At 73.9% G+C, this 17,942-nt stretch carries 18 protein-coding genes; 11 read left to right on the forward strand and 7 right to left on the reverse strand.

What is annotated here, in order from left to right; all coding sequences use genetic code 11:
* Both KZX45_RS13375 and KZX45_RS13380 read left to right on the forward strand, forming a co-directional pair.
* Entirely contained in the window at positions 1–981 is a 981-nt protein-coding gene (locus tag KZX45_RS13375; protein ID WP_248258236.1) for an ABC transporter permease, read from the forward strand.
* Positions 978–2,702, forward strand: coding sequence for an ABC transporter ATP-binding protein (locus KZX45_RS13380; RefSeq protein WP_248258237.1), 1,725 nt, complete (start codon positions 978–980; stop codon positions 2,700–2,702). Before KZX45_RS13375 ends, KZX45_RS13380 begins: the two co-directional genes overlap by 4 nt.
* A 110-nt stretch (positions 2,703–2,812) precedes the next feature.
* On the opposite strand, the gene KZX45_RS13385 is transcribed toward KZX45_RS13380, so the two are convergent.
* Both KZX45_RS13385 and KZX45_RS13390 read right to left on the reverse strand, forming a co-directional pair.
* On the reverse strand, positions 2,813–3,688 hold the full coding sequence (locus KZX45_RS13385) for an NAD(P)H-binding protein (protein ID WP_248258238.1): 876 nt from the start codon (positions 3,686–3,688) through the stop codon (positions 2,813–2,815).
* Between the two features lie 205 nt (positions 3,689–3,893).
* On the reverse strand, positions 3,894–4,526 hold the full coding sequence (locus tag KZX45_RS13390) for an NADPH-dependent F420 reductase (RefSeq protein ID WP_248258239.1): 633 nt from the start codon (positions 4,524–4,526) through the stop codon (positions 3,894–3,896).
* A 239-nt stretch (positions 4,527–4,765) separates the two neighbouring features.
* Between KZX45_RS13390 and KZX45_RS13395 the strand changes: the two genes are divergently transcribed.
* From KZX45_RS13395 to KZX45_RS13415, 5 genes are all read left to right on the forward strand, one after another.
* Entirely contained in the window at positions 4,766–5,266 is a 501-nt protein-coding gene (locus KZX45_RS13395) for a MarR family winged helix-turn-helix transcriptional regulator (RefSeq protein WP_248258240.1), read from the forward strand.
* A gap of 220 nt (positions 5,267–5,486) precedes the next feature.
* Positions 5,487–6,326 (forward strand): alpha/beta fold hydrolase, encoded by an 840-nt coding sequence (locus KZX45_RS13400; protein ID WP_248258241.1) that lies wholly within the window; start codon positions 5,487–5,489, stop codon positions 6,324–6,326.
* A gap of 117 nt (positions 6,327–6,443) precedes the next feature.
* Positions 6,444–6,845 carry a VOC family protein gene (locus KZX45_RS13405; protein ID WP_248258242.1) on the forward strand — a complete coding sequence of 134 codons (402 nt, stop codon included), beginning with the start codon at positions 6,444–6,446 and terminating at the stop codon, positions 6,843–6,845.
* Complete coding sequence (locus KZX45_RS13410; protein ID WP_248258243.1) at positions 6,842–7,372, forward strand: pyridoxamine 5'-phosphate oxidase family protein; 531 nt, start codon at positions 6,842–6,844, stop codon at positions 7,370–7,372. Before KZX45_RS13405 ends, KZX45_RS13410 begins: the two co-directional genes overlap by 4 nt.
* The gene (locus KZX45_RS13415; protein ID WP_248258244.1) at positions 7,369–8,154 is read left to right on the forward strand and encodes an alpha/beta fold hydrolase; all 786 of its coding nucleotides are present in this window, start codon (positions 7,369–7,371) and stop codon (positions 8,152–8,154) included. Before KZX45_RS13410 ends, KZX45_RS13415 begins: the two co-directional genes overlap by 4 nt.
* Here KZX45_RS13415 and KZX45_RS13420 read toward each other — a convergent pair.
* From KZX45_RS13420 to folE, 4 genes are read right to left on the reverse strand one after another with little or no spacing between them, the layout of a single operon-like run.
* Positions 8,127–8,843, reverse strand: a complete 717-nt coding sequence (locus KZX45_RS13420; protein ID WP_248258245.1) for a pyrimidine reductase family protein — start codon at positions 8,841–8,843, stop codon at positions 8,127–8,129. The two genes, KZX45_RS13415 and KZX45_RS13420, sit on opposite strands and share 28 nt — an antisense overlap.
* A 43-nt stretch (positions 8,844–8,886) precedes the next feature.
* Positions 8,887–9,693 (reverse strand): dihydropteroate synthase, encoded by an 807-nt coding sequence (folP, locus tag KZX45_RS13425; RefSeq protein ID WP_248258264.1) that lies wholly within the window; start codon positions 9,691–9,693, stop codon positions 8,887–8,889.
* A gap of 56 nt (positions 9,694–9,749) precedes the next feature.
* Positions 9,750–11,000, reverse strand: coding sequence for an NAD(P)/FAD-dependent oxidoreductase (locus KZX45_RS13430; protein WP_248258246.1), 1,251 nt, complete (start codon positions 10,998–11,000; stop codon positions 9,750–9,752).
* Positions 11,001–11,040: 40 nt separating this feature from the next.
* A complete protein-coding gene (folE, locus tag KZX45_RS13435) occupies positions 11,041–11,688 on the reverse strand; it encodes a GTP cyclohydrolase I FolE (RefSeq protein WP_374112593.1) in 648 nt (215 codons plus the stop codon).
* A 201-nt stretch (positions 11,689–11,889) separates the two neighbouring features.
* Between folE and KZX45_RS13440 the strand changes: the two genes are divergently transcribed.
* Both KZX45_RS13440 and KZX45_RS13445 read left to right on the forward strand, forming a co-directional pair.
* Positions 11,890–12,696, forward strand: coding sequence for a metalloregulator ArsR/SmtB family transcription factor (locus tag KZX45_RS13440; RefSeq protein WP_248258248.1), 807 nt, complete (start codon positions 11,890–11,892; stop codon positions 12,694–12,696).
* A gap of 226 nt (positions 12,697–12,922) precedes the next feature.
* Positions 12,923–14,161, forward strand: a complete 1,239-nt coding sequence (locus KZX45_RS13445) for a Ku protein (protein WP_248258249.1) — start codon at positions 12,923–12,925, stop codon at positions 14,159–14,161.
* 5 nt (positions 14,162–14,166) lie between these two features.
* On the opposite strand, the gene KZX45_RS13450 is transcribed toward KZX45_RS13445, so the two are convergent.
* On the reverse strand, positions 14,167–15,150 hold the full coding sequence (locus KZX45_RS13450; RefSeq protein WP_248258250.1) for a TIGR03557 family F420-dependent LLM class oxidoreductase: 984 nt from the start codon (positions 15,148–15,150) through the stop codon (positions 14,167–14,169).
* A 108-nt stretch (positions 15,151–15,258) separates the two neighbouring features.
* On the opposite strand from KZX45_RS13450, the gene KZX45_RS13455 reads away from it, so the two are divergent.
* On the forward strand, positions 15,259–17,238 hold the full coding sequence (locus tag KZX45_RS13455) for an AarF/ABC1/UbiB kinase family protein (protein WP_248258251.1): 1,980 nt from the start codon (positions 15,259–15,261) through the stop codon (positions 17,236–17,238).
* 155 nt (positions 17,239–17,393) lie between these two features.
* Positions 17,394–17,942, forward strand: a 549-nt coding sequence (locus KZX45_RS13460; protein WP_248258252.1) for a DUF222 domain-containing protein, incomplete at its 3' end; no start/stop codon positions are given.

Genomic DNA, 17,942 nt, shown 5'->3' on the forward strand with positions numbered 1-17,942 from the left:
ATGGCCGAGACCGTCGTCCACGGCACGTCCGCCGAGAGCCGCTGGAAGAAGTTGCCCCTGGTCTGGCAGCTGCGCCAGAGCGTGGGGCTCCAGCGGGGCATGCTCGTCGCGGGCCTGGTGCTCTGCGTGATGTTCGTCGTCATGGCGGTGCTGGCCCCCGTGATCGCGCCGTACTCCTACAACCAGCTCTCCGACGAGTCGGGCAGCTTCAGCCGGCAGGCCCCCCCGGGCGACGGGCACCTGTGGGGCACCACCGTGGGCGGCTACGACGTGTTCTCGCGCGTCGTCTGGGGCGCGCAGACCGCGCTGACGACCGTGGTCATCGGCATCGTCGCCTCGATCTTCCTCGGAATCCTCCTCGGCCTGGTCTCCGGCTACCTGGGTGGCTGGCTCGACCGCGTGCTCGTGACGATCGCGGACGCGATCTACGCCTTCCCCACGCTGCTGCTCGCGATCGTCATCTCGATCATCATCTCGGGTGGGCAGTCTTCGCGACTGGGCGGGATCATGTCCGCCGCGCTGTCCATCACGGTCGTCTTCGTCCCGCAGTACTTCCGGGTGGTGCGCGCGGAGACGGTGCGCCTCAAGGCCGAGCCGTTCGTGGAGAGCGCGCAGGTGATCGGCGCCTCGACCGTGCGCATCCTCTCCCGGCACGTCCTGCGCAACGCCACGCGCTCGCTCCCGCTCATCGTGACCCTGAACGCCTCCGAGGCGATCCTCACCCTTGCCGGTCTCGGTTTCCTCGGCTTCGGCATCGTCCCGACGGCGGCCGCCGAGTGGGGCTACGACCTCAACCGGGCCATCGCCGACGTCGCCTCGGGCATCTGGTGGACCGGGGTCTTCCCCGGCATCGCCATCGTGCTGCTCGTCCTCGGCATCACCCTGGTCGGCGAGAGCCTCAACGACCTGTCCGACCCGCGGCTGCGCATCCGCCGCCGTGTGACGGCACCGGCCGCCGCGGCCGTGGAGGTGCGTCCATGAGCGACGTCGTCGACATCCAGGACCTGCACGTCACCTTCGCCACCGACGCCGAGCCCGTCAAGGCGGTCGACGGCGTGAGCCTGCACGTCGAGCCCGGTCAGGTCCTGGCGATCGTCGGCGAGTCCGGCTCCGGCAAGACCGTGACCGCCAAGTCGATCCTCGGGCTGCTGCCCGAGACGGCCACCGTCTCCGGCGCCGTCGTGCTGGCGGGCAACGACGTGGTCCAGCTGGACGGCAGGCAGCTGCGCGAGGTGCGCGGGCGCGACGTCGCCATGGTCTTCCAGGAGCCCTCCTCCGCGCTCAACCCGGTGCACACGGTGGGGTGGCAGATCGCCGAGGGCGTGCGCGCGCACGGGCAGATCTCGAAGAAGGAGGCCCGCGCGAGGGCGATCGAGATCCTCGGCCGCGTCGGCATCCCCGACCCCGAGAAGCGCGTCGACCACTACCCGCACCAGTTCTCGGGCGGGCAGAAGCAGCGCATCGTCATCGCGATGGCGCTGGTGCTCGGCCCGAAGGTGATCGTCGCCGACGAGCCCACCACCGCGCTCGACGTCACCGTGCAGGCCGAGATCCTCGACCTGCTGCGACGCGTGCGGCGCGAGTTCGGCACGGCCATCGTGCTCATCACCCACAACATGGGCGTCGTGGCCGACCTCGCGGACCGCGTGGCCGTGATGTACCGCGGCAGGGTGGTCGAGGAGGCCGACGCCCGCACGCTGTTCGCGGACCCGCAGCACGAGTACACCCGGGCCCTGCTGGCGGCCGTGCCCAAGCTGCACGAGCAGGCGCCGACGGTCGGCGACGGCCCTGCGGGGGTGCCCGCGCGGCCAGCGGCCGCCGGGACGGAGGAAGCCACCACGCCGGCGGGGCGGGCCGCGTCTGCGGAGCCGGACGAGACCGGCGCGGTGGTCGCCGCCCGCGACCTCGAGATCGTCTACCCGGGCCGGATCGGCCGCAGCGGGTTCCGCGCGGTCGACGGCGTCTCCTTCTCCATCGCCCCGGGCGAGGTCCTCGGCCTGGTCGGCGAGTCCGGGTCCGGCAAGACGACGATCGGCCGGGCAATCGCGGGCCTGACCCGCGCGACGAGCGGTTCCCTGCGCGTGCTCGGGCACGAGATGCTCGGCTTCCGCGAGAGGTCGTTCCGGCCCGTGCGCGCGCGCATCGGGTTCGTCTTCCAGGACCCGGCCACCAGCTTCAACCCGTTGCTGACCATCGCCGAGTGCGTGGCCGAGCCGCTCATCGTGCACGGCCACGCCAAGGACGTGCGCGGTGCCCGGCGCCGCGTGGACGAGTTGCTCGACGCGGTGCACCTGCCCACCTCCTACGGCGCGCGCTACCCGCACGAGCTCTCCGGGGGGCAGCGGCAGCGGGCCAGCCTCGCCCGCGCGCTCGCGCTCGACCCGGAGCTGCTGATCGCGGACGAGCCGACCTCCGCCCTGGACGTCTCCGTGCAGGCGAAGGTCCTCGAGGTCTTCACGGAGCTGCAGCAGCGCCTCGGCTTCGCCACGCTGTTCATCAGCCACGACCTCGCGGTGGTCGGCATGCTGGCCGACCGCATCGCGGTGCTCTACCGCGGCCGGCTGGTGGAGATGGGTGAGAGCGCCCAGGTCCTGCAGGACCCTCGGGACCCCTACACCCGGCGGCTGCTGGCCTCGGTGCCGGTGCCCGACCCGGTGGAGCAGGAACGTCGGCGGGAGGCGCTCCGGGCGCTGCAGCGCTGACCTCCGGCGGAGCCCGCCCGTGTCCGGTTACGGCCCGCCCAGTCCCTGGCACGACGACGGCGGCGCAGGTGCGCCGCCGTCGTCGTCCTGGCCGCTCCGTCCTGCGGAGGTCAGACCGCCTGGGGCGCCTCGACCCGCGCCGCGCGGAGGGCGTCGACCAGCGTGGTGGCGGGGCGTCCGAGCAGACGCTCGAGGTCGGCCGGGTCGCCGTCGAGGTCACCGCGCGCGATGTCGCCGTCGACCGTGACGAGGAAGCCGACCGTGCCCTCGTCCAGCCCGGCGGCGCCCAGCGCGGCGGCGAGCCCGTCCGGCGTCAGCCCGCGCTCCCCGATCTCGGTGCCGCTGACCTCGGTGAGGGCGGCGGCCAGGTCGGCGTAGGTGAAGGCCGGACCGGCGAGCTCGTGGACCCGGTTCCCGGCGGAGTCGTCCAGCAGGGCGACGGCCGCCGCCTCGGCGAGGTCGGCACGGGTGGCGGCGGCGATCCGTCCGTCACCGGCCGCGTGCGCGACGACGCCCTGGGCCAGGTACTGGGCGGCGGCACCGGTGTAGTTCTCGGTGTACCAGCCGTTGCGCAGGAACGTGTACGCCAGCCCCGAGGCCGCGATCAGCTGCTCGGTGGCCTTGTGCTCGGGCGCCAGGACGAGCCCGGTCGTGTCCCCGCGCAGCACGGAGGTGTACGCGATGCGCTCCACCCCGGCGGCGACGGCGGCGTCGACCACGTGGCCGTGCTGCTGCACGCGCCGGCCGACCTCGGAGCCGGAGACCAGCAGGAGGCGGTCCACGCCGGTCAGGGCGGTCGCGAGCGTCTCGGGACGGTCGTAGTCGCCCTCCCGGACCTGGACGCCGCGCGCCGCGAGGTCGGCGGCCTTCTCGGGGGTACGGGCGAGGGCGACGACGTCGGACGGGGCGACGCCGCGCTCCAGCAGCTGGTCAATGACGAGGGGGGCGAGGTGCCCGGTGGCTCCGGTGACGGCAAAGGTGGTCATGCTGCTCCTTCGAGAGGTGGACCGAGGGGTGGACGTCGGTGCCCGGTGGACATCGGTGCCCGGTGGACGCCGGTGCCCGGTGGGGCCGGCGTCCGGTGGACGGCCCGTGGGCCACGAGCTTCGTGGGCACGGCGGGGCGCCGAAAGGCCGCGCCCCGCGGGGCGCGGCCTTCGTGGGGCCGCCGGCTGGGCCGGCCCCGGGCGGGTCAGGCGCCGATGACCTTGACGCCGGTGCTCCAGGTGTTGCCGAGCTGGCCCTGCAGGGCCATGTGGACGAAGCCGATGCCCTCGAGCTGGTGGGCCCGCTTGAGCGGCCCGGCGTCGAGCGCACGCATGCCGGAGGACTCGACGAGCTCGACGACGGCGGCCTTTGCCTCGGCGTCGTCGGCCGCGATCAGGACGTCCAGCTTCTCGCCGGCGATCTCGCCGCCGACGAGCGTGCCGGCGAAGGTGGTGTTGAAGGCCTTGACGACCTTGGCGGCGGGGACGACCTGGGCGATCTCCTCGGCGGCCGAGGAGTCGGCCGGGGTGACGAGCCGGTCGAAGGTGGCGAAGTCGACCGGGTTGGTGATGTCGACGACCACCTTGCCGGCGAGGGTGTCGCGCAGCTCCTCGGCAACGGCGAGGGCGGCGTCGTAGGGGAGCGCGAGGACGACGATCTCGCCGGTGACGGCGTCGCCGATGCGACCGGTGGTGGCGTCGCCGCCGAGCTCGCCGGCGAGGGTCGCCGCCGCCTCGGTGTCGCGGGCCAGGATCTGGACGCCGTGGCCGCCGGCCAGGGCGCGGGCCGCGATGCCGCGGGCCATGTTGCCGGCGCCGATGATGGTGATGCTGGTCATGTGGGTGCTCCTCGTGGTTGCGACGGGCGCCGGGACCGGCGCGGGGGTGGTGCTGGTCACGGGGGCTGACGCGTCCTGCGACGATGCCGCGGACGTCGTCGCCTTGCGGCGGAACAGGTCGAACAGGCCCATGCGGGCTTCCTCTCGTCGACGACCGTTTGGCCGATGATGATTGAACTTACAACCATCACGGTACGGGTGAATACTTGATACGTCAACCACTTGATAGAGTGCGGTCCATGGACGACACGCGGTGGCTCACCGCCGAGCAGGAGGACGCCTGGCGCTCCGTGATGGCCGTCATCATGCTGCTGCCCGGCGCCCTCGACGCCCAGCTCCAGCGCGACGCGCGACTCACCCACGCGGGCTACGTCGTCCTCTCGGCCCTCTCGGAGGCGCCCGAGCGCACCATCCGGATGAGCCGCCTCGCCATGATGGCGAACATGAGCATGTCGCGGCTCTCGCACCTCGTCGACAGGCTCAGCGCCCAGGGCTGGGTGGAGAGGCGGCCCGACCCGAAGGACGGACGCAGCACGATGGCCGTGCTCACCGACGCGGGCTGGGAGAAGGTGGTCGACACGGCCCCGGGGCACGTGGAGAACGTGCGGACCCTCATCTTCGACGCCCTCACGCCCGAGCAGGTCGCCGCGCTCAAGGGCATCTCCGCCTCGATCGCGGGCCGGCTCGACCCGGAGAACAAGCTCGGCGGCTGCAGCGGCGGCGTCCGCCGCACCGGCTGACCCGCGACCCCACCCCGTCACCTGGGGCACTCCCGCCAGCACGAAGGCACTCTCCCCGGCGCGAAGGCACTGCCGTCGTGCCCGACCGCACTCCCGCTCGGCGCGCGAGACGGCGCCCGACCCTGGGAGCGCCGTCGAGGAAAACAGGGAGATCTCTCCTCGGGGTCGGCCGTACGGTGGCCCCTGGGCACCGACGCCCCGACCCGCGCGGGAGGGAACCATGAACGGCTCCACGCAGCACGTCACCTCGGCCGACGGGACGACGATCGCCTACGAGTCGTACGGCTCCGGGCCCGCGGTGATCCTGGTGGCCGCGGCGATGAACGACGCCTCGGGCCTGCGGCCGCTGGCCCAGGCGCTCGCGGAGGCGGGGGTCCGCGGCGTCACGTACGACCGCCGCGGCCGTGGCGGGAGCGACGACGCCTCCGCCGTCGGCGATCTCACGCCCGTGGCCGGTGCTGTCGAGCGCGAGCTCGACGACCTCGACGCCCTGCTCGCCGCCGTCGGCGGGCGGGCCGCCGTCCTCGGCTACTCCTCGGGCGGGCACCTCGCGCTGCTCGCCACGATCCGCAAGCCCGGGTTCGTCGCGCTCGCGATGTTCGAGCCGCCGTTCGCCTTCGAGGGCGAGTCGACCGAGCCGACGACGGCGGAGGCCGAGGCGCTCTCCGCGCTCGTCGCCGCAGGGCGGCGGGCGGACGCGGTCGTGAGCTTCCAGCGCGGCATCGGCCTCGGCGAGGAGATGCTCGAGCAGATCCGCCACGCCCCGTTCTTCCCGGCGCTGGAGGCCCTGGCGAACAGCCTCGTCTACGACGCCGCGGTCACGGGCCTCCACCCTGACCCCGCTCCCCTCGGCCGACAGGTACGCGTCCCGACGACCGTCATGCACGGGCGCGACACCTGGCCGGAGCTGGCCGGGGCCGCGCGGCGGGCGGCCGAGGCGATCCCCGGCGCCGAGCTGCGGGTCGTGGAGGGCGCGAACCACGCCGTCGTCCCCGGCGCCGTCGCGGCCGCGGTGCTGGCGCTGCTCGCCCGGGTGCCGGCGGCCCCGGGCCCTGCGTGAGCCCGCCGTGCGGCTCGACCACGACCGCCACCTCCACCGGCGACGCGGACCCGTCCCTCGCGGGTCGCGTCGCCCCACCGACCGAGCACGCCCGGCACTGCTGACGACAGGAGCACCATGTACACCCACGCGTTCAGCGGGTTCTCGGTGGACGACACTGAGCGCGCCCGCGACTTCTACACCCGCGTTCTCGGTTTGGAGGTCACCGACGGCGGCATGCAGGGGATCCTCACCCTGCACCTGCCCGGCGGCTCGGAGGTGATCGTCTACCCCAAGGGCGAGGCGCACACCCCGGCGTCGTTCACCGTGCTCAACCTCGTGGTGCCCGACATCGACGCCGGCGTCGCCGAGCTCGCCGGCCGCGGCGTCACGTTCGAGCGGTACGAGGGCACGGAGATGGAGACGGACACCACCGGCGTGTTCCGGCGCGGCGGCCCGCCGATCGCCTGGTTCACCGACCCGGCCGGCAACGTCTTCTCGCTGATCCAGGACGAGGACGCGAAGGCGGCGACCCGGTGACCGACACACTCCGCGCCGAGCCGACCCACGCGGAGGCGCTGCTGGACGGCGAGCCGCTCGTCTGGAAGGACGTCTGCGCCGCGGTGCGGGCGGCCGGGCCGCTCTGGCTGACCACGTCGGACCGGGACGGCGCCCCGCACAGCCGGCCGGTGCTGGCCGTCTGGCTCGACGACGTGCCACACCTTGCCGCGTCGCCGTCGTCCCGGAAGGCCGCCCACCTCGGGGCCGACCCGCGGTGCGCGCTGGCGGTGAGCGTTCCCGGCCTGGACGTCGTGGTGGAGGGCCGGGCCGCCGTCGTCCGCGACCGGGCCCTGCTGGACCGGGTCGCCGAGGCGTACGCCCAGGACTACGGCTGGATCGTGGCGGTCCGCGACGGCGCCCTGTGGGCGGACGGCGCACCGACGGCGGGACCTCCGCCGTACGAGGTCCACCGGATCCGCCCAACGGTGGCCCACGCCTTCGGGACCGACGAGGCGACCGCCGCCCGCTCCACGCGCTGGACCTGGCCGCCCCCGGGGCTGCGATGACGACCTTCGTGATCGTGCACGGCGCCGGCGGGTCGGCGTGGGAGTGGCACCTGGTGCGCGAGGAGCTGCTCGCCCGCGGGCACGACGTGGTCGCCGTGGACCTGCCGAGCGAGGACGAGTCCGCCGGCCTCGAGCAGTACGCCGACACGGTGGTGGCGGCCGTCAGAGCCGCGACCGGCGGACGGTCCCGCAGGGCGGCCGAGGACGTCGTCCTGGTGGCGCACTCGCTGGGCGGGTTCGTGGCGCCCCTCGTGGCCGCCCGCATCCCGGTCCGGCGCCTGGTGCTCGTGGCCGCCATGGTGCCGGCGCCGGGAGAGACGGGCGACGGGTGGTGGGAGTCGAGCGGCTACCTGGCGGCGGTCCGCGAGCGCGGCGCCCCTCGCGACGACGGTGCCGGTCACGACGACGAAGCTGACCGCGACGACGCCGGGCGGGAGGACGGAGCCGTGGCTGACGAGGGTCCGGGCGCGGCGGAGATCGCGACCTTCATGCACGATCTCGACCCCGCCCTCGCGGCCGAGGCGCTGCGGCGCGGTCGCGACCAGGCGGGCCGGATCATGTCCGAGCCGTGGCCGCTGACCGCGTGGCCGGACGTGCCGACGTCCTACCTGGTGCTGCGGGACGACCGCTTCTTCCCGGCCTCGTTCCTGCACCGGCTGGCGCGCGAGCGGCTCGGCGTCGAGGCCGACGAGATGCCGGGCAGCCATGCCGCCTACCTCTCCCGGCCGGCCGAGCTCGCCGAGCGCCTGGTGGCCTACTCGGAGCTGCCGTCGCGCAGGTAGCGAAGCATCAGCATGTCCCCGGCGGTGAGGACGTGCGCCAGCCGCAACCGCCGGGTGGCCTGCGCGCCGCCGGCCGCGATGCGCCCGGCCGCGCCGCCCTCGAGGACGGGGCTGATCGTCAGGCACAGCTCGTCGACGGCGTCGGCCTCGATGAGCGCGCCCAGCAGGTGCGGGCCGCCCTCGCACAGCACCTGGGACAGGCCGCGCCGCTCCAGCGCCGCGCGGAGCAGGCCGACGTCCACGGAGTCCACCCCGCACGGGACGACGTCGGCCACCTCCGACAGCGCCAGGCGCGCGGCGGCCGGGGAGGCCTCGTGGGTGAGGACCAGGGGCCGCACCGGCGCGTCCGTGAACGCCGCGTGGTCCGGCCCGACCGCCAGGCGGGAGGAGACGACGGCGAGGACCGGGTGGGCGGGCAGGCCGTGCGCCACCCGCCAGGCGGCGGCGTCGTCGTCCAGGCGCATCGCGCCGTAGCCCTCGGCCCGCAACGTTCCCGCACCGACCAGGACGACGTCGGCGAGCATGCGCAGGGTGTCGAAGACCTGCTTGTCGTCGGCGTTGTTGAGGCCGCCGGACAGGCCGTCGTGGGTGGCGGCGCCGTCGAGGCTCGCGATGAAGTTCACGCGCAGGTGCCACCCGGCCCGGTCGGCGACGGCGTAGCGGCGAAGGAGCTCCGCAGGATCGAACACTCTTCCTCCTCGAGTGGTGTGCCGGTCGTCGCGGCCGTGTCCCTCAGCGGTTGTGCCGGCGCTCGACGGGCGCGCGGCGCCCGAGCACGGCCTCGGTGAGCCGGACGGCGTCGACGGTCGCGGCGACGTCGTGGGTGCGGACCACGCGCGCCCCGGCCGCCACGCAGAGCGTGGCGGCCGCGAGGGACCCGGCCAGGCGGTCCTCCTTGGGGCGCCCCAGCGTCTCCCCCACGAAGTCCTTGCGGGAGAGCGCCACGAGGGTCGGCCACCCGATCGCGGCGATCTCGGCGAGCCGCCGGGTGAGCTCGAGCGAGTGGTCGGTGTTCTTGTTGAGGTCGTGCCCCGGGTCGATCACGATCCGGCCCCCGGCGACGCCGGCGGCGATCGCCCGCTCGACCCGGCCGCGGAGGAACTGCGCGACCTCGGTGACCACGTCGCCGTAGGCGGGCCGCGGGTGGTGGGTGTGCGGGGCGGCGAGGGAGTGCACGACGACGACGTTCGCGCCGGTGGCGGCGAGGACCTCGACCATCGCCTCGTCCCGCAGACCGGAGGTGTCGTTGACGACGTCGGCGCCGGCGGCGATGCATGCGGCGGCAACCTCGGGCCGGGCGGTGTCGACGGAGATGACGACGTCGGAGGCGGCGCGCACGGCCGCGACGACCGGGAGCACCCGGTCCAGCTCCTCGGCGAGGGGCACCGCCGGCGTGTCCGGGGAGAAGGGCACGCCCCCGACGTCGACCCAGTCGGCGCCCTCCCCCGCCGCGCGCAACGCCGCGGCCACGGCGGCGTCGAGGGCGAACGTGCGGCCGCCGTCGTAGAAGGAGTCCGGCGTGCGGTTGACGACCGCCATCACCGCGACGTGGTCGTCGAGGTGGAGGTCACGGGGACGGTGCACGTCGCCCTCCGTCAGGCAGCGGGCTGCGGGGCGAGCTCGTCCAGCGGGACGGCCGCGTCCGCGAGCATCCTGCGGTCGACCGGGGCGCCGGACCGGACGAGCCGCTCGACCGCCGGGCTGACGTCCCAGACGTTGACGTTCATGCCGGCGACCACCGTCTCCCCCACCAGCCAGAACGCGACGAACTCCCCGCCGCCGGGGTCGCCGCGGTAGACCACCTCGGCGTGACGGGCCAGGTCGAAGTACCCCGAGTACTCCATCGACAGGTCGAACTGGTCGGTGTAGAAGTACGGCACTAGATCGTCGACCACGTCCTGGCCGAGCATCGCGCGGGCGGCGATCGGCGCGGCGTTGAGGGCGTTGGCCCAGTGCTCCACGCGCAGGTGCCGGCCGAGCGCGGGGTGGAACGCCCGGGCGACGTCGCCCACGGCGTACACGTCAGGGTGGGAGGAGCGCAGGTGCTCGTCGACGACGACCCCGCCGTCGACCTGCAGACCCGCCTCCGTCGCCAGCTCGTCGTTCGGCACGGCCCCGATCCCGACCACGACGACGTCGGCCGGGACGATCTCGCCGCCCTCGAGCTCGACGCCGGTCACCCGGCCGGACTCGCCGGCGATTCCCCCGACTGCGGTGCGCATCCGCAGGTCCACGCCGTGGCGGCGGTGAAGGTGGCCGAAGACGGCGCCCAGCTCGTCGCCGAGCGCGACGTTCAGCGGCACGGTCTCCCGGCCGAGGACGGTGACGTCGTTGCCGTAGGTGCGGGCCGCGGCGGCCACCTCGAGCCCGATCCAGCCGGCGCCGACGACCACGACCCGGCGGCCGCCGTCGGCGAGGTCCGCCCGGAGCGCGTCCGACTCGGCGCGGGTGCGCAGATAGTGGACCCCGGCGAGGCCCTCGCCCGACCCGGGCCCGCTCAGGCGCCGCGAGCGTGCGCCGGTGGCGAGAAGCACCCTGTCGAACGGCAGGCGGGAGCCGCCGTCGAGGGCCACGGCGCGGCCGGCGAGGTCGAGGGCGGTCGCGCGGCGGGCGAGGTGCAGCTCGACGTCGTGCTCGGCGTACCAGCCCTCGGGGTGGACGAACCCGGCCTCCCGCTCGGCGGTGCCGCCCAGGTACTCCTTGGACAGCGGCGGCCGCTCGTAAGGTCGCTCGGGCTCCTCGCCCACCAGGTGCACGGGCCCGTCGTAGCCCTCCTCGCGCAGGGTCTGCGCGGCGCGGGCGCCGGCGAGCCCGGCCCCCACGATGACGATCGCTCGGTGCGACATGACGACTTCCTCTCGACTCACCCGGCCGGAGGGCCGGAGCTCAGCTGGGGTAGGACCGGCCGGTGCTGCCCACGCCCACCAGGGCGAGGAACTCCGCGCGCGAGCGCGGGTCCTCCCGGAGGGTGCCGCGCAGCGCGGAGGTGACGGTGCGCGAGCCGGTGACGGCGACGCCGCGCAGGGACATGCACAGGTGCTCGGCCTCGAGGACGACGCCGACGCCGCGTGGCCGGAGGCGCTGCTGGAGGAGGTCGGCCACCTGCTGGGTGAGACGCTCCTGGACCTGCAGGTCGCGGGAGAGGTGCTCGAGGGCGCGCGCGAGCTTGGACAGCCCGACGATCCGCTCGCCCGGCAGGTACGCCAGGTGCGCGACGCCGTGGAACGGGAGCAGGTGGTGCTCGCACAGCGAGTGGAACGGGACGTCCCGGACGAGGACCAGCTCGTCGTAGCCCTCGTCGTTGGGGAAGGTGGTCAGCTCGAACGGGCGAGGCGTCAACATCTCGGCCAGGGCGCCGGCCACTCGCCGCGGCGTCTCCGCGAGGTGCTCGGAGGTGGTGTCGCGGCCCAGTGCCTCGAGGAGATCGGCGACGGCGGCGCGCGCCCGGACGAGGTCGATACCCCGGGGCCGAGCCGGAGCGCCCGGGGTCGTCGTCACCGGCGCGGCGGTCGTCGTCACTGGCGCAATCGTCATCGGCGCGGCCGGCGCCATCCTGGTCAAGCCCCTCAGGCCGGGCGCCTCGGTCGCGAGCGTGGTCGCAGCCATCAGAGCTCACCGTCCGCATCGGCGCTGCGTGTCGTCATCGTCAGCCACCTCCTTGGTCCTTGTTCGACCGTAGGAGCGTCCCGACTCTTACGTCAAGCAATCTTGTTTTTAGAGGCGTATGCTGGTGTCGTGCCACAGAAGCCACGCACCGACCGTGCCGCCGCCGTCTCCGCCGTCGCGGATGCGACCCCGCGCGCGCTCTACGCCCTCGTCGGCAGCCGGGACGCCCCGACCAGCAGGGACGACGCCGCCGCAGCGCTCGGCCTCAGCCGCAGCACCGCCGCGTTCCACCTCGACCGGCTCGCCGAGGCCGGTCTGCTCGCGGTCGAGTTCCGCCGGCCCGCCGGCCGCTCGGGCCCCGGGGCGGGACGGCCGACGAAGTACTACGTCCGCTCCGCCGACGAGGTGACGGTCTCGGTGCCGGAGCGGCACTACGAGCTAGCCGCGGACATCTTCGCGCGGGCCATCGCGGAGGCCGCCGAGACCCGGCGTCCCGTGCGCGACGTGCTGCGGCGGGTCGCCGCCGAGACCGGGCGCGAGGCGGGGCAACGCACGGGCGACTTCGACGCCGCGCTCGTCGCTGGCGGCTACGAGCCGCGGCCGGACGCCGCGGGCGGCGTCGTCATGGGCAACTGCCCGTTCCACCGCCTCGCCCAGAAGCACACCGAGCTGGTCTGCGAGCTCAACTACCAGCTGCTCGACGGCGTCATCCAGGGGGTTCCGGGCTGCGGACGGCGGATCGTCGCGGACCCCGGGGCGGGGCGCTGCTGCATCCGGGTGTTCGCGGACCGTCGGGATTCGGTAGACCCGCCGGGCCCGGCGAACCCGCCCGACCCGGCGAACCCGCCCGACCCGGCGAAACTGCCGGACTCGGAGGACCGCCCGGACCCGGCGAACCGGCCGACAGACGACGCCGGAAAGACCGCGGGCCCCTGACCCACGCTCGTCACTGCAGCGACGTTCGCGGCCCACGCGGCGGGTTGAACCGAGTCGCGCCGACCCGCGGACCGGGCGCGGCCTTCCTCTGACCGCGGCGGGCAGCCGCCGACGTAGCGTCCTGGTCCGCCGTCGCCACGCTCTGGCAACGATTCCGGTAGCCAGAACGTCACGCCACGGGTTGACTGTCACCAGTGGTCAGGGCCGGTCGTCGGAAGGAGCTGTCGTGCGCGCGATCTGGAAGGGTGCCATCACCTTCGGACTCGTCAACGTGCCCGTGAAGCTCTACAGCGCCACCGAGAGCCACGACGTCCCGTTGCACCAGGTGCACGACGCCGACGGCGGCCGGATCCGCTACCAGCGCCGGTGCGAGATCTGCGGCAACGTCGTCGACTACGAGAACATCGACAAGGCCTACGACGACGGGCAGCAGACCGTCGTGCTCACCAAGGAGGACTTCGAGTCGCTGCCGGTCGAGCGCAACCGCGAGATCGACGTCCAGGAGTTCGTCCCCTCCGACCAGGTCGACCCGATCATGATGGGCAGCGCCTACTACCTGGCCCCGGACTCGAAGTCGACGAAGTCCTACGCGCTCCTCCGCCAGACCCTCGAGCAGACCGACCGCACCGCGATCGTGACGTTCACCCTGCGGCAGAAGACACGGCTGGCCGCCCTGCGGGTGCGCGACGACGTCCTTGTCCTCCAGACCCTGCTCTGGGAGGACGAGGTCCGCGAGGCGGAGTTCCCGGGCCTGGACGAGAAGGTGAACATCTCGCAGAAGGAGCTGGAGATGTCCTCGGCGCTCGTGAAGAGCTTCGAGTCGGACTTCACGCCCGAGCGGTTCACCGACGAGTACCAGGAGCAGCTCCGCCAGCTCGTCACCGCCAAGCTCGAGCAGGGCGAGGCGCTCGACACCGAGGCCACCTTCGGCGAGGCGGTGGAGGCCGAGGAGGGCGGGCAGGTCCTCGACCTCATGGAGGCGCTGCGCAGGTCCGTCGAGCAGTCGAGGAAGAAGGACGACAGGTCGGCCGAGGAGCCCGCCGAGGAGGAGGGCGAGGAGGAGGAGCCGGCGGCCGCGGAGGCGGCCGGGAAGAAGCCGGCGCGCCGCTCGGGCGGGTCCCGTGCAGGCTCGGGCGCCTCGGAGAAGAAGTCCGAGGAGAAGGAGACCCAGAAGGAGAAGCCAGCCGCACGATCGACGGCGAAGAAGGCACCGGCGAAGAAGCCGGCCGCGCGGGCGACGGCGGAGAAGAAGCCGGCCGCGCGGACGGCGCCGGAGAAGAAGCCGGCCGCGCGGGCGACGGCGGAGAAGAAGCCAGCCGCACGGGCGACGGCGGAGAAGAAGCCAGCCGCACGGGCGACGGCGGAGAAGAAGCCAGCCGCACGGACTGCTGCCGCGGAGACTGCCGAGAAGCCCGCGGCGAAGAAGACGACGACGCGCAGGACGCCCGCGAAGAAGACCGCCTGACCGGTTCAGCGAGCTGCGGCGCGCAGCTTCTCGAGCAGCGGCTCGGCCGCCGTCGCCAGGAAGTCGTCCTGACTGTCCCCGCCCACCTGGACGAGCGCGACGTCGGTGAACCCCGCCTCCCAGAACGGGGCGACGGCCTCCACCATCGCGTCCAGGTCCGGGCCGCACACGATGTCCTCCGCCACGTCCTCCGGCCGGACCGCCGCCGTCGCCGCCTCGAACGCCGCGGTGGTGGGCAGGTCCGCGTTCACGGCCCACCCGAGCCCCGACCACCGGAACAGCTCGTGCGCTCGCGCGACGGCGGCGTCCACGTCGGGGTCCCAGCACACGGGCACCTGGCCGATGGCACGCCCCTCCGGCAGCCCCTCCTCCCGGCGCTGCTCACGCCAGGCCGTGACGACGTCGGCGTCCGGGGTGGTCGTGACGAGGTGGTCGGCCATCCCGGAGAAGCGGGAGACCGACTGGGCGCCCGACACGGCGACGGCGATCTCGACGGGTTCGTCGGGCAGGTCCCACAGCTGCGCCTGATCCACCCGGAAGTGCTCGCCGGCCCAGGTCACGCGCTCACCGTCGAGCAGGTCGCGGATGATGAGGAGCGCCTCCTCCAGCATGTCGTGCCGCTCCCCCACGGCAGGCCATCGCTCGCCGACGACGTGCTCGTTCAGGCTCTCGCCCGCCCCCAGCCCGAGGGTGAAGCGACCGTCGGACAGCACCGCGAGGGTGGCCGCCTTCTGGGCGACGACGGCGGGGTGGTACCGCAGGATCGGGCACGTCACGTACGTCATCAGGTCCACGCGCTCCGTCACCTGGGCGACGGCACCGAGAACCGTCCACGCGTACGGCGAGTGCCCCATGGAGTCCAGCCACGGGAAGTAGTGGTCGGAGCAGACCTCGAAGTCGAACCCACGACGCTCTGCCTCCCGGGCGTGGCGCACGAGCTCCTTCGGGCCGGCCTGCTCGGTCATGAGGGTGTAGCCGAATCGGGTCATGCGATCCAGGCTGGCACCGGCCGGGGCCGCGGGCATCCCGGAGACGTACCGTCCGGCGTCGTCGGAAATCGCGCGCGCCCGTGGGCGGCCGCTGCAAGACTGCGGCGCGTGCACCCAATACTGGTCATCACCGCCGCGATCCTCTACGTCCTCACGGTCGCGCTGTTCACGCTCGTGGTCCGGCGCCTCCTCGGTGTTCGCGTGTCGCTGCTGCGCGCCGTCGTCGCCACCCTGGTCGCGCTGGCCGTGACCCGTCCGGTCCTGGACGCTCTCGTGGCCGAGCCGGCCGTGGGCACCACCGTGACCACCGAGGCGCTGCTGTACGTAGCCCTCCTCGGGGCGACGACGTTCGTCGTCGCGATGGTCCTCGTCGTCGTCGCCGAGGTGCTCGTGCCCGACGGCTCGATCCCCGGCCCGATCGATCTGTGGCGGGGCTGGCGCTCACGCCTGAGCCGGTCGGGACGCTACCTGGAGATCCTGCGTATCGCGTGGCGGCACGGGCTGAGCCGGTTCCTCCGGGGTCGCCGCCATCTCGCGCTGGGTACCGTGGCGGAGCGCCGCGACCTGGCCCGCTCGCTGCGAAGGGCTCTCGAGGACGGCGGCGTCACCTTCGTCAAGCTCGGGCAGCAGCTCTCGACGCGGCAGGACCTGCTGCCTCGGGAGTTCGTCGAGGAGCTGGCACTGCTGCAGGACCAGGCGGCTCCGGTGTCGTGGGAGCTCGCCGCGGAGCGCATCCGCACGGAGATCGGGCACGACCTCGGCCAGACCTTCGTCGAGATCGACGAGCAACCACTGGCGTCCGCCTCGGTCGCCCAGGTGCATGCGGCGCGACTGACGACCGGCGAGCGCGTCGTCGTCAAGGTTCAGCGGCCGGAGATCGAGCACGACGTCGAGCGAGACCTGGACATCCTCGTCCGGCTCGCCTCCCTGCTGGACGCACGCACGGACTGGGGCCGCAGCATCGGCGTGCGTGACCTGGCGGACGGGTTCGCCGCGGCACTGACCGAGGAGCTCGACTTCACGGTAGAGCGCGACAACATGCGTGGGGTCGCGGCCGCCCTCGAGCGCGGCGGCAGTGACGGGATCCGCGTGCCGACGCCGGTGCCCGCGCTGTGCACGCCGCGCGTGCTGGTCATGGAGCGGCTCGACGGCGTCCCCCTCACCGGGGCGGAGAAGTCCCTCGAGCGTCTGGGTCCTCAGATGCGCGCGCAGCTCGCGAGCACCCTGCTGGAGACCGTCATGGACCAGCTGCTCGAGAGCGGGATCTTCCACGTCGACCTGCACCCGGGCAACGTCCTCGTGGCCGACGACGGCACGCTCGGCATGCTCGACCTCGGCTCGGTCGGCCGGCTCGGCGCCCAGACCCGGCGCTCCATGGGGCAGTTCCTCGCGGGCGTCGGGACCGGGGACTCGATGGCCGCCGCCGAGGCGCTGCTCGAGCTGGTCGAGCGGCCCGAGGAGATCGACGAGCGGGCCCTCGAGCAGGCCATCGGCGTGCTCATCCTGCGCTACACCGGCGGGGGTCCGACCGACGGGACCGCCGCGTTCGCGTCCCTGTTCACGCTCATCAACGCCTTCCGGCTCGGCGTGCCGCCGGAGGTCGCGGCGGTGTTCCGGGCGATGGCGACGCTCGACGGGACGCTGCGGGCGCTCGACCCCGGCTACGACCTCGTGTCCGAGGCGAAGGCGATGAGCCGCTCGCGGATGACCGGGCTCTCCGACCCCGGCAGGCTGAAGGAGACGGTCGAGCAGGAGCTGAGCTCCCTGCTGCCCATCGTGAGGCGGCTCCCCCACCGCATCGACCGCCTGGCCGACGCCGCGGAGCACGGGCGGCTGACCGCGAACGTGCGGCTGTTCGCGGACCAGCGCGACCGGCGCATCGTGACCAACCTCGTGCACCGCACGCTGCTCACCGTGCTCGCCGCGACGACGGGCCTGATGTCGGTGGTGCTCTTCACGGTGCGCGGCGGCCCACTGGTCACGGCGGAGGCGAGCGTCTACACGGTCCTGGCGACCGGGCTCTTCGTGGTCTCCGTGGTGCTGGGGCTGCGGGTGCTGATCATCGTCTTCCGGCGGGAAGAACCGTAGACCGGCTTCCACAGGTTGCTGGGGTGCCACGTCGTCCACAGATTTGGCGGAATACCGCCGATCCTCTTGCCTGCTCGAACGCCCGTTCGATACGCTGGGTGCAGGTCCGGAACACACGCCCGGCACGGCCACGACGAGGAGGAAGGGGCGCCGCGATGACCACCGCACCACCGTCCGAACCCGCCCCGCCGGCCGACGCGCCGGACCCTGCGGCGATCCCGGCGCCGGGCCCGACGACCGACACGCCGGAACCGGTGCCGGACCCTGCGGCGATCCCGGCGCCGTGGCCGCGGACGCCGGTGCCCGTCCCGGGCGCGGGCGAGGTCCCCGTCCTGAGCGCGCTCGCCGCGGCCACCGCCCACCTCGACGCCCTGACCGGCACCGACCTGGCCGCCCTGCCCCCGGCCGACCTGCTCGCCGCCGTCGACGCCACCGAGGCCCTGCACCGCCGGATCGAGGCCATCACCGCCCGCGTCCTGGCCGCCGCCGAGACCGACGGGATGTGGGCCACCACCGGCGCCCGCTCCTTCGCCGCCTGGTACCGCGCCCGGACCGGCCGCCACCACACGCGCGCCGACAAGGCGGTCACCACCGCCCGCCGGCTGCGCGACCACCTCCCCGCCACCGCCGCCGCCCTGGCCGCCGGGCACATCAGCGCCGACCACGCCGCCGCGATGACCACACACGCCGCCGCCACCCCCGCC

Origin of the sequence: Georgenia sp. EYE_87, from assembly GCF_023148685.1 — a bacterium.
Classification (GTDB): domain Bacteria; phylum Actinomycetota; class Actinomycetes; order Actinomycetales; family Actinomycetaceae; genus Georgenia.

What these genes read in the sequence shown, in the direction of transcription:
- KZX45_RS13375 (WP_248258236.1), top strand. Translation starts at nt 1, where the DNA reads ATGGCCGAGACCGTCGTCCACGGCACGTCCGCCGAGAGCCGCTGGAAG.
- KZX45_RS13380 (WP_248258237.1), top strand. Translation starts at nt 978, where the DNA reads ATGAGCGACGTCGTCGACATCCAGGACCTGCACGTCACCTTCGCCACC.
- KZX45_RS13385 (WP_248258238.1), bottom strand. Translation starts at nt 3,688, where the DNA reads ATGACCACCTTTGCCGTCACCGGAGCCACCGGGCACCTCGCCCCCCTC.
- KZX45_RS13390 (WP_248258239.1), bottom strand. Translation starts at nt 4,526, where the DNA reads ATGACCAGCATCACCATCATCGGCGCCGGCAACATGGCCCGCGGCATC.
- KZX45_RS13395 (WP_248258240.1), top strand. Translation starts at nt 4,766, where the DNA reads ATGGACGACACGCGGTGGCTCACCGCCGAGCAGGAGGACGCCTGGCGC.
- KZX45_RS13400 (WP_248258241.1), top strand. Translation starts at nt 5,487, where the DNA reads ATGAACGGCTCCACGCAGCACGTCACCTCGGCCGACGGGACGACGATC.
- KZX45_RS13405 (WP_248258242.1), top strand. Translation starts at nt 6,444, where the DNA reads ATGTACACCCACGCGTTCAGCGGGTTCTCGGTGGACGACACTGAGCGC.
- KZX45_RS13415 (WP_248258244.1), top strand. Translation starts at nt 7,369, where the DNA reads ATGACGACCTTCGTGATCGTGCACGGCGCCGGCGGGTCGGCGTGGGAG.
- folP (WP_248258264.1), bottom strand. Translation starts at nt 9,693, where the DNA reads ATGGCGGTCGTCAACCGCACGCCGGACTCCTTCTACGACGGCGGCCGC.
- KZX45_RS13430 (WP_248258246.1), bottom strand. Translation starts at nt 11,000, where the DNA reads ATGTCGCACCGAGCGATCGTCATCGTGGGGGCCGGGCTCGCCGGCGCC.
- folE (WP_374112593.1), bottom strand. Translation starts at nt 11,688, where the DNA reads ATGACGATTGCGCCAGTGACGACGACCGCCGCGCCGGTGACGACGACC.
- KZX45_RS13450 (WP_248258250.1), bottom strand. Translation starts at nt 15,150, where the DNA reads ATGACCCGATTCGGCTACACCCTCATGACCGAGCAGGCCGGCCCGAAG.